Raw genomic sequence first — 13,564 nt, forward strand, 5'->3', positions numbered from 1 at the left:
GATGTCACCCGCCGGTTTTCCGTGCGGATTGAACATGTCTCCCCCTCCAACCCGGACCCTGTAGGATCAACAGGTGATGAAAGGGTGCCTTTTTGCTCTGCCCGATGACCAGCAGCACTGTGTCTGGCCGCCGGCTTTCAAAGTCTTGAGTAGTGTCGGTATACTTCCGGCTCGCTTGTATCGATTACCTTACTATTATAGGGCTCGATTTTGAGCATAAAAGCAGGCCGGAACATAACAGCATTGCGCCGGCTCGTCAATCCTGCGTCACACTCCCCGGAATACCGTCAGACCATGCCCAGGCAGAAACCCGACAGAAAAGGCCCGGCCCGATCGCGGCCCGGCAGCCGAGCCACGACACCAAAGCGCAAACCGGCGCCGAACCGGGAAAAACCCGCCGTAAAGACGGAGGCTGAGCCTTCGCGTAAGACCGGTGTCCGTTGGGTCGCCATCGATGAGGATGGGGCCGGGCAGCGCCTGGACAATTTTCTGCTGACCCAGCTCAAGGGTGTCCCCAAGAGCGCCATCTACCGGATCGTTCGCAAAGGCGAAGTGCGCATCAACAAAAAGCGCGCGAAGCCTGACTCCCGGCTTGCAGCCGGCGATACGGTCCGGATCCCGCCGGTGGTTGCCAAAGAGAAGCCGGCAACGCCAGTGCCGGGGGCGCGAGTCCGTCGTGTGGTTGAGGACGCCATTATCTACGAAGACGAGCAGATGCTGGTGGTGAACAAGCCCCAGGGAATGGCGGTGCATGGCGGCAGTGGTCTGAGTTTTGGGTTGATCGAGGCGCTGAGGGCGGCCCGGCCGGAGGCCCGCTTTCTGGAGTTGGTTCACCGGCTCGATCGGGATACGTCCGGGGTGATCATGGTGGCCAAAAAGCGGGCGGCGCTGCGTCACCTGCAGGACGAGATCCGCGCCAAGCGGGTCACCAAGCTTTATCATACGCTGGTGGCCGGGCACTGGTCGGCGAGCCGGACTGAAGTGGATGCGCCGCTGGAGCGGTTCGAGCTGCGTTCAGGAGAGCGCATGGTGCGGGTGTCTGAAGCGGGTAAGGCCGCGCTGACACGGTTTCGCGTGTTGGAGCTGTTTGATGGCTACAGTCTGGTCGAAGCGTTTCCGGTTACCGGTCGGACACACCAGATTCGCGTTCACTGCGCCTTTGGTGGTCATCCGATCGCGGGCGATGACAAGTATATGGATGATGTCAGTCTCAAGGCCTTCCGGGCGATGGGTGGTCAGCGGCTGATGCTCCATGCCCATGCGTTGGAACTGGAGGTGCCCGGCGGCCGCCAGATGCGCTTCGAGGCGCCTTATGAGGACGTATTCGCGCAAACGCTGGAGCGGCTTCGGGAGCGCCGGGCGCACCGTTGAACAGTATTTGAGACGGAGTAGTAAGAACGTGACCCCAAAAGTGGTGATTTTTGATTGGGATGGGACGGTGGTCGACTCGGTGGAGCATATCGCCAGCAGTCTGCATGGTGCCGCCACCGAACTGGGATTTCCGGCGCGGGAAATGGAGGCCTATCGGGATATTATCGGGCTGGGCATCATTGAAGCGTTGCAGAAGCTTTATCCCGGCCTCGATGGGGACGACATCAATGCCATTCGGGAAGGCTATGCGCGGTACTTTTTCAGTCAGCAAACCACGCCGCAGAATATTTTTCCCGGTATTGAGACGCTGTTGACGGACCTGGGTGTGGCGGCGGAAGGTTTGGCGGTCGCGACAGGCAAGAGCCGCCGGGGGATGAATCGGGCCCTGGAATCGACCGGGCTGGGACCGCGTTTCGCGATTACCCGTTGTGCAGATGAAACGCGTTCCAAACCCGATCCGACGATGCTGCGGGAAATTATCGCGCACTTTGGCATCGCCGCAGAGGACGCGGTGATGATCGGCGATACCGTGTACGACATGGAGATGGCGCAGCGAATCGGGATGCCGGCTATTGGTGTGGAATGGGGGGTGCATCAGCGCGACCGTCTGGCGGCTTTCTCGCCGGCAGCCATTGTCAGTGATGTCGATGGCCTCAGGCAGGCGCTGAAGCTGACCTGAGAACTGAAATGATCCAGCAGCAGTAAGGAAGCAAGCGATGTCAGATTGGGATAATGACGGCAAGGCAGGGTGGGGATCGGAGTCCGCGCCACCTTCGCGGGGGGAGTCGGCTTCGGGTCATGCGCAGGCCCCGGAAGAGAAGCGTGACTGGAAGCTCATTGAGAAGCTCGTGCTGTCGATGCAGTCGGAGCAGCGTAAGAGTCGGCGCTGGGGGATTTTCTTCAAGTCGCTGACGTTCATCTACCTGTTTGCCCTGCTGTTCCTGCTGAAGGCGCCAGTGGAGTCCGGTCTCAAGGCGGCCGCCGGGCCGCATACGGCGGTGGTGGGAATCAATGGCCCCATCGCTGCGGATGAAGAGGCCAATGCGGATGATGTCATCGCCGCGCTGCGGGATGCTTTCGAAGCGCCGGATGCCAAAGCGGTCCTGCTGCGCATCAACAGTCCCGGCGGGAGTCCGGTGCAGGCGGGTTACATTAATGACGAAATCGAGCGCCTGAAAGGCGAGCACCCGGACAAGAAGGTCTACGCCGTGATCTCCGATATTGGCGCGTCCGGTGCCTACTATATTGCGGTTGCCGCGGATGAGATCTACGCCGACAAAGCGAGTCTGGTGGGGTCGATCGGTGTGGTGGCCGGTGGATTCGGCTTTACCGGGCTGATGGACAAGCTGGGTGTGGAGCGGCGGCTCTATACCGCCGGCAAGAACAAGGCGTTTCTTGATCCGTTCTCACCGGAAAAGCCGGGTGAAGTGGCTTTCTGGCAGAACGTGCTGGAAACCACGCACCAGCAGTTTATCGAACAGGTTCGGGAAGGACGCGGCGATCGTCTGAAAGAGAGCGACGAGTTGTTCAGCGGTCTGGTCTGGACCGGCGAGCAGGCGCTGAAGCTGGGCCTGATCGATGGTCTGGGCAGTGCCAGCTACGTGGCGCGCGACGTGGTTGGTGAAAAGGAGCTGGTCGATTACAGCCATAAGCCGTCGCCATTCAAGCAGTTGGTCGACGACCTGGGTGTCTCCGTGGGCAGCGGGCTGGCCCAGGCGCTGGTTCAGTCGCGCCTGGAATTGCGGTAGGCCGCGGCAATCGGGTCGATGCCCTGGGTTTTCAGCAGATCGACCAGGGCGATGAGCGGCAGGCCGATCAAGCTGTTCGGGTCGCGTCCCTCGAAGGCGCGGAACAGGGCGATGCCGAGGCCCTCCATGCGAAAGCTGCCAGCGCAGTCGTAAGGCTGTTCCACACTGAGGTACTGGTCGATGGTTTCGTGGTCCAGGTCGCGAAAGTGGACGCGGAACGGCTCGCACAGACTCCATGTGCTGCCGGAGTCGGCGTCCGTCAGGGCCAGGCCGGTGTGGAAAAGCACGGATTGGCCGCTGCAGGCCGCGAGTTGCTGCTGGGCAATGGCATGGTCGCCGGGTTTGTTGAGTAAGGTGCCATCGGCCAACTCGGCAACCTGGTCCGAGCCAATGATCAGGTGGCCCGGATAGCGCCCGACCAGGGCTTCCGCCTTGCCTTCCGCCAGGCGTACCGCCAGGTCTTCCGCGGTTTCTCCGGCGAACGGGGTCTCGTCAATGTCCGGGGAGGCGCATATGAACGGCAGTTGCAGGCGTTCCAGCAAGGCTTTGCGGTAAGGTGATGACGAGGCGAGAAGCAGTGGTTTGACGGTCATGATGGTCTCTGGCGGCCGTGATTTCGGCAAGGATACCGGACCCGATCGATCATCGAAATCCTCCGTACGGCTTCTGCCGACACGGCAAAGCTTGTGTAATTGCCGAAATAACGCGCAGAAGGCTTTGACAGCCGCAGGGCGGGGCCCTAAAATTGCGCGCCTATGTCGAATGCCGAGCTGCCCCGGACCGTTGAACCCAACAAGCTTGCTGAAAAAGAAGCGAGTCTTGACGGTATCATTGCATTGCGTTCGCTCCCCCGATTCGCAGCCTTGCTGCTTGATCAGGAGGGCGACGTCAGTGTCCATTTGCAGTTTGGAATGGATGCGGAAAAGCGCCGGATCGTCGAGGGGCGTCTGGACGCGCCGGTTGTTCTCGAATGTCAGCGTTGCATGTCGGCGATGAATGCGTCTCTGGCGTCGTCGTTTCAGTTGGGGTTGGTGGTCAGTGACGAGCAGGCACGCCAGTTGCCGCGGGATCTGGAGCCTTTCCTGATGGACGACTTCGAGGCGGATCTCTGGCAGATGGTCGAGGATGAGCTGTTACTGGTCATCCCGCCGTATCCGCTGCATGAGCTTGAGGATTGTCCGGCTGCCGGCACCCTCGAGGCGCTCGACGCCGAGCAGGATGAACAGCCGGATGACGAACCGGAGCAGCGCGAGAATCCGTTCAGTGTTCTGGCGGAGCTCAAGAAAAAAGACGATCACTGATTCGCAGTGCGTCGCGGAACAGGACGCCGGTCGCTGAACAGCGCACGGCGCTTTAATATTTTTTAGCTCAGGAGTAATACCATGGCTGTACAACAGAACCGTAAGACCCGCTCCAAGCGCGGCATGCGTCGTTCTCACGATGCACTGGGCACTGCGGCCCTGTCAGTTGATTCCACCACTGGCGAAGTGCATCGTCGTCACCACGTTTCCCCGGACGGTTTCTACCGTGGGAAGCAGGTCGTCGAGACTCGCGACGAGTAATTGAGCCGGTGCGGCCTGCCATTGTCCGTGTTCGACAGGACACAACCGGCCGCATCCGCCTGCAAGGTGAACGATGACTTCGATCACCATTGCCGTTGATGCGATGAGCGGTGACCGCGGTCCCGCCATCGCCGTCTCGGCAGCGCTTGACGCTGTTCGGGAAAACGAATCCCTGAGCATCATTCTTGTGGGTCAGCAAAGTGAACTCGAGACCTCTCTGACCGAATCCCATCCCCGCATCCGTATCGTCGAAGCGATCGACGTGGTCCGGATGAATGAACGACCCTCCCACGCTTTACGTCACAGACAGCATTCTTCGATGGCCGTTGCCTTGCGCCTGGTGCGCGATGGTGAAGCCCAGGGCTGTGTCAGCGCCGGCAATACCGGTGCGTTGATGGCCTTTGGACGCTCCCTGCTGCGCATGTATCCGGGCATTGAACGGCCGGCCATCGTCAAGCTGATCCCCTCGCTGCGCGGGCGATGCCATGTGCTGGACCTGGGTGCCAACGTCGATGCCTCGGCGGAAAACCTGTACCAGTATGCCCTGATGGGATCCCTGATGGCCTCTGCCGTGAACAGCCTGCAGGAGCCTCGCGTGGCCCTGCTCAATGTCGGTGAAGAGGAAATCAAGGGGAACGAACAGGTCCGTTTGGCGTCCCATATGCTGGCCCAATGCGAGACCCTCAACTATATCGGGTATGTGGAAGGCAGCGATCTGTTCCGGGACGTGGCCGATGTGGTGGTTTGTGACGGGTTCGTCGGCAACATCGCCCTGAAAACCGGTGAAGGCGTCGCCGCCATGCTGATGGAGTTGCTGGATCAGACGTTCACCCGGACGCTGTATGGCCGGATGATTGGCTGGCTCGCGCGCCCGACACTGACGCGACTGCTCAAGACCATTGATCCCTCGCGCCACAACGGCGCCAGTCTGCTGGGTCTGCAGGGCGTGGTGATCAAGAGCCACGGTAATGCCAATGAGCGGGCCATGCTGGCTGCGATCCGGCAGGCTTATCGTGAGGTGCGTCTCGAGGTACCCCGTCGCATCAATGAGCAACTGGACGAATTGATGATCTGAAGCCCCGTGTTTTGTGGTCTCAAGGCTTGTACCATTGGCTAATCTTCTCAGGCACAAAACAGGGGTAGACTGAGCGCCATGAAATCAGCATTTCTTTTCCCGGGACAGGGATCACAATCGATAGGCATGCTTGGTGAGGCGGCAGAAGCCTGGCCGATCATTGCTCAGACATTCTCCGAAGCGTCCCAGGTGCTGGGCTTTGATCTCTGGTCGATTTGCAAGGATGGTCCGGAAGACGAGCTCAATTCCACCGCCATCACCCAGCCGGCGTTGCTCACAGCCAGTGTAGCCCTTTGGCGACAGTGGTTTGTTGCGGATGGCCCGCGTCCTGACTTCCTGGCAGGTCACAGCCTCGGCGAGTACAGTGCGCTGGTTGCGGCGGAAAGCCTGAACTTCTTCGACGCAGTCAAGCTGGTTCGCCTTCGTGGCGAGCTGATGCAGGATGCGGTTCCGGCAGGTCAGGGCCGTATGGCAGCCATTCTGGGCCTCGAAGACGATGTGGTCATCGCAGCGTGTGAAGAGGCGGCCGAAGGCGATGTTGTCGCGGCGGTCAACTTCAATGCGCCGGGCCAGGTTGTTGTTGCGGGCAGCACCGCAGCGGTCGATCGGGCCATCGAAATCTGTAAGGGTAAGGGCGCGAAGCGCGCACTGCCGCTTCCGGTCAGCGTACCTTCCCACTGCGCCCTGATGAAGCCGGCCGCCGACGAGCTGGCCAAGGCGCTGGATGACGTTAATTTCAACGATGCTGTCATACCGGTCGTGCAGAATGTGAATGCGGCACCGGAGCAGGATCGCAACAGCCTCAAGGAGAACCTCCTGCGTCAGCTGTATTCGCCGGTGCAGTGGACGGATTCCGTCCGCTACTTGAGCGAGGAAGGCGTCGAGGCTGCCGTCGAGTGTGGTCCCGGCAAAGTGTTGGCCGGCCTGGCCAAACGCATTGACCGCAACCTCAGCGTGTTCCCGATCGAAAGTCCGGACGCGTTGCAGAAGGCCCTTGACGGGGTTAAAGGATAAGACAGGAGAGACACGCTATATGTCACTGGAAGGCAAGGTTGCCCTGGTTACCGGCGCCAGCCGGGGAATTGGCCGGGAAATTGCGAAAGTGCTCGCCGATCGTGGCGCGGTGGTGATCGGCACGGCCACGTCCGAGGCGGGCGCTGAGGGTATCACCGAAGCCCTGTCCCCCAAGGGCGGGTATGGGATCGTGATGAACGTGTCCGATGCCGAGAGCATCGACGCGGGACTGAAAGCCGTCACTGAAAAGTCCGGTGCGCCGGTGATTCTCGTGAACAACGCGGGTATTACCCGTGACAACCTGCTGATGCGGATGAAGGAAGACGACTGGGATGCGGTGATCAACACCAACCTCAGCTCGATCTATCGCACCAGCAAGGCGGTGCTGCGGGGGATGGCCAAGGCGCGCTGGGGCCGGATCATCAACATCAGTTCTGTGGTCGCCGGTATGGGCAACCCGGGACAGGTGAACTACTGTGCGGCCAAAGCCGGCGTCGAGGGTATGACCCGCAGTCTGGCAAAAGAGATGGCCAATCGCGGTATCACGGTAAACAGCGTGGCACCGGGCTTTATTGATACGGATATGACGAAGAAACTGGACGACAGCCAGCGGGACGCTATGATGAGTGTCATTCCCGCCGGTCGTCTGGGCGAGCCGGAAGAGGTTGCTGCGGCGGTGGCGTTCCTGGCTTCACAGGAAGCGGCCTACGTCACCGGGGAAACCATTAACGTGAACGGTGGTATGTTCATGGGATAATGGGTTTGTTGTAACCCTTTGAACAACAAGCCTTTAGCTTCAAACCCTGCTTGTTTGCGGGTGGGGATTACACTAAACTGCACACAAATTCAGTGCTTGGTTGCGAATTAAGTGAGGAAACTATGAGTACAGTCGAAGAGCGCGTGAAGAAGATTGTTTGTGAACAGCTGGGCGTCAAGGAGTCTGAAGTTCAGAACACGTCTTCTTTCGTAGAGGATCTGGGCGCGGATTCACTGGACACCGTTGAGCTGGTCATGGCTCTCGAAGAGGAATTCGAGACCGAGATTCCTGACGAAGAAGCTGAGAAGCTCGCCAGTGTTCAGGACGCGATCGACTACATCGTCGCGCATACCTGATACTCAGTTTTATTGAAAGCCAAGCAGAAGCCGTCCTTAGTCGGGTCATTAAGGGCGGCTTTTTTATTGGCGTCAGGGTGTCAGGCGATGGCGAACTGCATCGAATTGTGCAGTGAGTCGGATGCCATGACAGCCGATATGTGACATTGTCACAATAACGTCACCGGGGTTTGCGATAAACCGCGAGGTCCGGTGTCTCTTTCCGGATGACGGCCGGAAGCGGGCGAATAACGAGTCGCCCTGTGAACAACAATGACCCAATGATGATGGTGAGCCGGCTGCATATCCGGCGACCGACGGGAAACAATAGGTGATTCAATGATGTCTGGACGACGTGTCGTAATCACGGGTCTCGGTACTGTCTCTCCGCTGGGTAACGACGTGGCCTCCACCTGGGAGGGCATTCGTACCGGCCGCAGCGGTATCGGGCCGATTGACCGGTTTGATTCGACGGATTTCAACACGCGGATTGGCGGAGCGGTCAAGGATCTCGATCTGGAGCAATACCTGAGCGCGAAAGACGCCCGCAAGATGGATGCGTTCATCCATTATGGCATTGCAGCGGCAACGCAGGCCGTGCAGGACAGTGGTCTGGATGCCGACGGATCCTGTGACCTCGACCGCGTTGGGATTGCCATCGGCTCCGGTATCGGCGGCCTGGAATTCATTGAAAAGAACGTCCTGATCCTGGAAGAGAAGGGCCCGCGTAAGGTGTCTCCTTTCTTCGTCCCGGCATCTGTCATCAACATGGTGGCCGGTAACGTGGCCATCCGATTCGGCTTTAAAGGGCCGAACATCGCTATCACCACGGCGTGCACTACGGGTACTCACAATATCGGTTACGCCGCTCGAACCATCCAGTACGGGGATGCGGATGTGATGCTGGCCGGCGGTTCCGAAATGGCGACCACGCCGACCGGTATTGCCGCTTTTGGCTCTGCCCGTGCCCTGTCCACCCGCAACGATGAGCCGGAAAAGGCCAGTCGCCCGTGGGATAAGGACCGTGACGGGTTTGTGCTGAGTGACGGCGCCGGTGTCCTGGTGCTAGAGGAGCTGGAGCACGCCAAGCGCCGTGGTGCGACCATCTATGGCGAAGTCGTCGGTTTCGGCATGAGCGACGACGCCCATCACATCACCGCCCCGTCGGGTGAGGGCGCCCAGCGTTCCATGCAGAACGCCCTGCGTGATGCCGGTATCGAGCCGTCTGATATTGACTACATCAATGCTCACGGCACCTCGACGTCAGTCGGCGACGTGGCGGAGGTCGATGCCGTCAAGGCGGTGTTTGGCGATCACGCCTACAAGCTGGCGATGTCCAGCACCAAGTCCATGACCGGCCATCTGCTGGGTGCCGCCGGCGCGGTGGAGGCAATCTTCTCGCTGCTGGCCCTGCGCGACGGCATTCTGCCGCCAACGATCAATCTGGATAACCCGGAGGACGGGTGCGATCTGGATTTCGTCCCGCACAAAGCCCGCGAAGCGGAGCTCAATGCCGTACTGTCCAACTCCTTCGGTTTTGGCGGCACCAACGGCACCCTGATCTTCCGTCGCTACGAGGACTGATCCGGTCCGTGCTGGAACGCATCTGGGCCGATGAGGCCACGCTCCCGGCCAGTGATCGGGGGCTGGCCTACGGCGACGGTTTGTTTGAGACAATCCGTATCAACGGCCGAGAGCCCCGTTTCCGGGGTCGGCACCTCCGGCGTCTTGCCGACGACGCCGCCCGGCTGGGCATTCCGGTCGACATGGACGAGCTGGCCATTGCCCTGGACGACGCGGTTGTTCGATACGCCACGCCCGGGAACTGGGTTCTGAAACTGATCCTGACCCGGGGGAGCGGTGGCCGAGGCTATCGCCCGCCGGCGTCTGTCCAGCCCCGGCTTTGTCTCAGCCGTCATGACTGTCCGCCGTCTCCGTCGCAGCCCGTCGCGGTATCCCGCTGTCCCCATCCGCTGGTCGTCGACCCCCGATTGGCCGGCATCAAAAGCCTCAATCGTCTGCCTCAGGTCCTGGCCAGCCAGGGCATGCCAGAGTGGGCGTACGAGGCGTTGATGGGAAGCCCGGACGGTGATCTTCTGGAAGGAACCCGCACCAATATCATGGCCCGGATCGGCGATCGCTGGGTGACGCCGGCGGTGGAATCGCTGGCCGTGGCCGGCGTGGCGCGGCAGGCGGCACTTGATGAACTGGGCCGTTTAGGAGAATCTGTGCAGCTGCGCGCCATTACCCGGGCGGATATCCACGATCCGGCGTTTGGCGGCCTGATGCTGATGAACAGCGTCGTGGGCGGCATTGTGGTCGGCCGGATCGACCAGTTCGAGTTGCCTCAGAGCGAGGCGCTTGCCAGAATCCGGTCCTTTCTTTCGGATGCAGTTGGATCCTGATCTTGTTTAAACGTTTGCTTATTCTCTGTCTGCTGGTGGTGGTTCTGGCGGTTGCCGGTACCGGTCTCTGGGTCTGGCAGGGCCTCAATACGCTGAAAACGCCCGTCGCCCTGTCCGAGCCGGTTCTGTTCAATGTCGAGCACGGCAGTACTTTCAGTGGCGTGGCGCGTCAACTGGAGCGCAACGGGCTGGTCAAGGATTCGCTGTGGCTCCGCCTGTGGGGGCGGCTGCACCCGGATCGCAACCTGATCCAGGCCGGCACCTACGAATTTGCTTCCGGCGACACAGCGCTGGCCATGGTCAACAAGATGGTCAACGGGGAGACCAAGACCTGGTCCGTCCAGTTTATTGAAGGCTGGCGATTTGCGGATCTGCGCGCGGCCCTGGAGCGACAGGATCACCTCGATATCATGTCCGCCGGACTGACCGATGCCGAGTTGATGACGCGTCTGGGCCGCCCGGATGAGCATCCAGAAGGGCGCTTTTTCCCGGATACCTACGTGTTCACCGGGCAGGAAAGCGACCTGGATATCCTGCGTCGGGCCTACGACCGGATGCAGTCCATCCTGCAGGAGGAATGGCAGGGAAAGGCCGACGACTTGCCTTACGAGAGTCCCTACGAAGCGTTGATCATGGCGTCGATCGTCGAGAAGGAGACCGGCGTGCCCGATGAGCGCAGCCAGATCGCCGGCGTGTTTGTCCGCCGCCTGGAAAAAGGCATGCGACTGCAAACCGACCCGACCGTGATCTACGGCCTCGGAGACAGCTACGACGGCAATATCACCCGCAAGAATCTGCGGACCGTCACGCCCTATAACACCTATCGCATCAGCGGATTGCCGCCAACGCCGATCGCGTTGCCCGGGCGCGAGGCCATCCACGCTGCATTGCATCCGGATGCGGGCGAGAGCCTGTATTTCGTCGCGCGCGGTGACGGCTCCCATGTGTTTTCACGGACGTTGCAGGAGCATCAGCGGGCGGTGCGCGAGTTCCAGCTGCGGCGTCGATCCGACTATCGCTCATCGCCGCAAACGCAATAGGCAGACACACGATGAATCCCGGTTACTTTATTACGTTCGAAGGCTCTGAAGGTGTCGGCAAGTCCACCCAACTGGGCGTGGCTGAAAGCTGGTTGCGGGAGCAGGGCATTGATGTGGTGGTTACCCGGGAGCCCGGCGGAACGCCGCTGGCGGAAAATATCCGCGAGGTCCTGCTGACGCCGCGCGATGAGGTGATGGACGACCTGACCGAGCTGTTGCTGGTGTTCGCGGCCAGGTCACAGCATCTGAATCGGTTTATCCTGCCGCATCTGGAAGCCGGACGCTGGGTCCTGTGTGATCGCTTTACCGATGCCACCTACGCCTATCAGGGTGGTGGACGGGGGCTGTCCCGGGAACAGATTGCCCAGTTGGAAACCCTGGTTCAGGGCGAACGCCGCCCGGACCACGTGATCCTGCTGGACGCGCCGGTGGATGTCGGGATGGCGCGCGCCCGCAAGCGGGGTGAACTGGATCGTTTCGAGCAGGAAGCCGTGGCTTTCTTCGAACGCATCCGCCAGACCTACCTGGAGCGGGCTGCACAATGGCCGGCACGCTACCATGTGCTGGATGCCTCACAGCCGCTGGCATCCGTCAGCCAGTCCCTGATTTCCACCCTGCAATCCATTCTCTCAACCTCGCCCTGAGTCATCGTGTTAGAGGGTGACAGACCCGCAGCGTCGATTTCGACCTGCCTTTGATTTGTCTGCTACGCTTCTGGAGTGATCAAATAATAGTCAGTCTGACGTGTCGCAACGGCAGGTCGGACGCTGGTTCATCAGGTGGAGCGCGAATCGGAATCCTGCCGTACCGATCGTCCCTGTTTGCATTCGGTGACGCCTGCCGCAAGCATGGAGGGGATGGTGATGTCCAAGGCAATCATTGTGTGCTGTGACGGTACCTGGAACTGGCCTGACAGCGAGGCCCATCCAGCCGAGCCGTCCAATATCCTCAAATGTGTCCGGGCCCTGAAGGCCCACTCCGGTCGCCGCGATCAAGTGGTCTATTACGACGACGGAGCGGGTACCGGCGGCAAAGTGGACCGATGGCTTGGCGGCATGTTGGGAGTGGGCTTGTCGGCCAGCCTTTTGCAGGCCTATCGTTTTATCGCCAACAACTGGGCGCCGAGTGACGATATCTACCTGCTTGGGTTCAGCCGGGGAGCCTACGCGGTGCGCAGCCTCGCGGGCTTCATCCATGCCATGGGGCTAATCGGTAAATCCGAAATGCGTTTTTTGCCCCATGCCTATCGCTGGTACCGGGCCCAACCGGGGAGCGAGCGGGACAGCGTCCCCCACGCCGCGCTGGTGGAGGAGTTGCGGCAGTCCAGCCGGCGCATTCCGATCCGGTTCCTCGGCGTGTTCGACACGGTCGGGGGGCAGGGCGTTCCGATGCCGGGCCTGGGAAAACTGTCCCGTTCCTGGGTCGGATTCCACGATACCCACCTGTCGGATTCCGTGTCCTATGCCGTGCAGGCGCTGGCCATCGACGAATGCCGTGCGTCCTTCAAGCCGGATCTGTGGACTCACGCGCCGGAGGCCGAACCCCATGAAGACGAGTCCGTGGCCCGTCGCACCCTGCAGGTCTGGATGCCCGGGGTACACAGTGATGTGGGCGGGGGCTATGCGGCCACCGGACTGTCGGACCTCGCGCTCCAGTTCATGATCGGGCAGGCCAACCAGCACGGTCTGGAGTGGAAGCTCGGGGATGTCTTCCAGACACCGCCGGAAGACCGCTATCTGACAACGCTCAACGACAGCTTTACATGGCCATACCGCCTGTTCGGTGCCTATGACCGCCCCATTGGCGACACCCAGCGTGATGCGATGGGGCTCGGGCAAGCCGTTACGGAGAAAGTTCATGTGGCGGCCGCGGATCGGTTGGAGGAGGGCGGAGCCATCCGCAATCGCGCCAATCTGGAACAGGCCCTGGCGGACGGCGTGCCGGTATTTCACGAACGCCGCCATTTGCGCCTGATGGTTCCGGAGACCCTGTCCGTGGCCGATATGCCCGATGTTGGGGAGGTCTGCACGCTTATGGACATGTCTGAATCCGGTGCGCGCCTGTATTACAGCGGAAATGGGGCGGTCAGTGAAGGTGGATCGGTGCGGCTGAGACATCCCAGGATTGGTGACCGGACAGCCCGGGTGCGCTGGTGTACCGGCAGTGAGGCCGGTGTCGAGTTTGCCGCTTGACGCCCAGAAGAGGAATCCGGCTGGCGTATCGTGAATCATGGAGCGGAATATGCTTAAATAGATCA

General features: G+C 60.7%; 15 protein-coding genes. 14 read left to right on the forward strand and 1 reads right to left on the reverse strand.

Annotated features, from left to right (window positions below; translation table 11 throughout):
• Positions 1 to 294 precede the first annotated feature (294 nt).
• From rluC to EB809_RS02975, 3 genes are read left to right on the forward strand one after another with little or no spacing between them, the layout of a single operon-like run.
• On the forward strand, positions 295 to 1,371 hold the full coding sequence (gene rluC, locus EB809_RS02965) for a 23S rRNA pseudouridine(955/2504/2580) synthase RluC (RefSeq protein WP_123633315.1): 1,077 nt from the start codon (positions 295 to 297) through the stop codon (positions 1,369 to 1,371).
• A 28-nt stretch (positions 1,372 to 1,399) separates the two neighbouring features.
• Positions 1,400 to 2,050, forward strand: coding sequence for an HAD-IA family hydrolase (locus tag EB809_RS02970; RefSeq protein WP_123633316.1), 651 nt, complete (start codon positions 1,400 to 1,402; stop codon positions 2,048 to 2,050).
• A gap of 37 nt (positions 2,051 to 2,087) precedes the next feature.
• Positions 2,088 to 3,119, forward strand: coding sequence for a S49 family peptidase (locus EB809_RS02975; RefSeq protein ID WP_123633317.1), 1,032 nt, complete (start codon positions 2,088 to 2,090; stop codon positions 3,117 to 3,119).
• Here EB809_RS02975 and EB809_RS02980 read toward each other — a convergent pair.
• On the reverse strand, positions 3,095 to 3,712 hold the full coding sequence (locus EB809_RS02980; protein WP_123633318.1) for a Maf family protein: 618 nt from the start codon (positions 3,710 to 3,712) through the stop codon (positions 3,095 to 3,097). The two genes, EB809_RS02975 and EB809_RS02980, sit on opposite strands and share 25 nt — an antisense overlap.
• A gap of 270 nt (positions 3,713 to 3,982) precedes the next feature.
• On the opposite strand from EB809_RS02980, the gene EB809_RS02985 reads away from it, so the two are divergent.
• The 11 genes from EB809_RS02985 (at position 3,983) to EB809_RS03035 (ending at position 13,499) form a co-directional block, all read left to right on the forward strand.
• Positions 3,983 to 4,420: a YceD family protein gene (locus EB809_RS02985; RefSeq protein ID WP_223807789.1), complete on the forward strand. Its 438-nt coding sequence runs from the start codon at positions 3,983 to 3,985 to the stop codon at positions 4,418 to 4,420.
• A gap of 81 nt (positions 4,421 to 4,501) precedes the next feature.
• A complete protein-coding gene (rpmF, locus tag EB809_RS02990; RefSeq protein ID WP_123633320.1) occupies positions 4,502 to 4,681 on the forward strand; it encodes a 50S ribosomal protein L32 in 180 nt (59 codons plus the stop codon).
• A 73-nt stretch (positions 4,682 to 4,754) separates the two neighbouring features.
• Positions 4,755 to 5,756, forward strand: coding sequence for a phosphate acyltransferase PlsX (gene plsX / locus EB809_RS02995; protein WP_123633321.1), 1,002 nt, complete (start codon positions 4,755 to 4,757; stop codon positions 5,754 to 5,756).
• Positions 5,757 to 5,834: 78 nt separating this feature from the next.
• Complete coding sequence (gene fabD / locus EB809_RS03000) at positions 5,835 to 6,770, forward strand: ACP S-malonyltransferase (protein ID WP_123633322.1); 936 nt, start codon at positions 5,835 to 5,837, stop codon at positions 6,768 to 6,770.
• Between the two features lie 19 nt (positions 6,771 to 6,789).
• Positions 6,790 to 7,527: a 3-oxoacyl-ACP reductase FabG gene (gene fabG / locus EB809_RS03005; protein ID WP_123633323.1), complete on the forward strand. Its 738-nt coding sequence runs from the start codon at positions 6,790 to 6,792 to the stop codon at positions 7,525 to 7,527.
• A 122-nt stretch (positions 7,528 to 7,649) separates the two neighbouring features.
• A complete protein-coding gene (gene acpP / locus EB809_RS03010; protein WP_007154069.1) occupies positions 7,650 to 7,883 on the forward strand; it encodes an acyl carrier protein in 234 nt (77 codons plus the stop codon).
• Positions 7,884 to 8,204: 321 nt separating this feature from the next.
• On the forward strand, positions 8,205 to 9,446 hold the full coding sequence (fabF, locus tag EB809_RS03015; protein WP_123633385.1) for a beta-ketoacyl-ACP synthase II: 1,242 nt from the start codon (positions 8,205 to 8,207) through the stop codon (positions 9,444 to 9,446).
• Between the two features lie 8 nt (positions 9,447 to 9,454).
• Positions 9,455 to 10,267 carry an aminotransferase class IV gene (locus EB809_RS03020; RefSeq protein ID WP_123633324.1) on the forward strand — a complete coding sequence of 271 codons (813 nt, stop codon included), beginning with the start codon at positions 9,455 to 9,457 and terminating at the stop codon, positions 10,265 to 10,267.
• Between the two features lie 2 nt (positions 10,268 to 10,269).
• Positions 10,270 to 11,307 (forward strand): endolytic transglycosylase MltG, encoded by a 1,038-nt coding sequence (gene mltG, locus EB809_RS03025; protein WP_123633325.1) that lies wholly within the window; start codon positions 10,270 to 10,272, stop codon positions 11,305 to 11,307.
• Between the two features lie 11 nt (positions 11,308 to 11,318).
• Positions 11,319 to 11,951 carry a dTMP kinase gene (tmk, locus tag EB809_RS03030; RefSeq protein ID WP_123633326.1) on the forward strand — a complete coding sequence of 211 codons (633 nt, stop codon included), beginning with the start codon at positions 11,319 to 11,321 and terminating at the stop codon, positions 11,949 to 11,951.
• Between the two features lie 219 nt (positions 11,952 to 12,170).
• Complete coding sequence (locus tag EB809_RS03035; RefSeq protein ID WP_123633327.1) at positions 12,171 to 13,499, forward strand: phospholipase effector Tle1 domain-containing protein; 1,329 nt, start codon at positions 12,171 to 12,173, stop codon at positions 13,497 to 13,499.
• Positions 13,500 to 13,564: the final 65 nt, after the last annotated feature.

The sequence above is a fragment of the Marinobacter sp. R17 genome (assembly GCF_003789045.1).
Lineage (GTDB): Bacteria > Pseudomonadota > Gammaproteobacteria > Pseudomonadales > Oleiphilaceae > Marinobacter_A > Marinobacter_A mangrovi.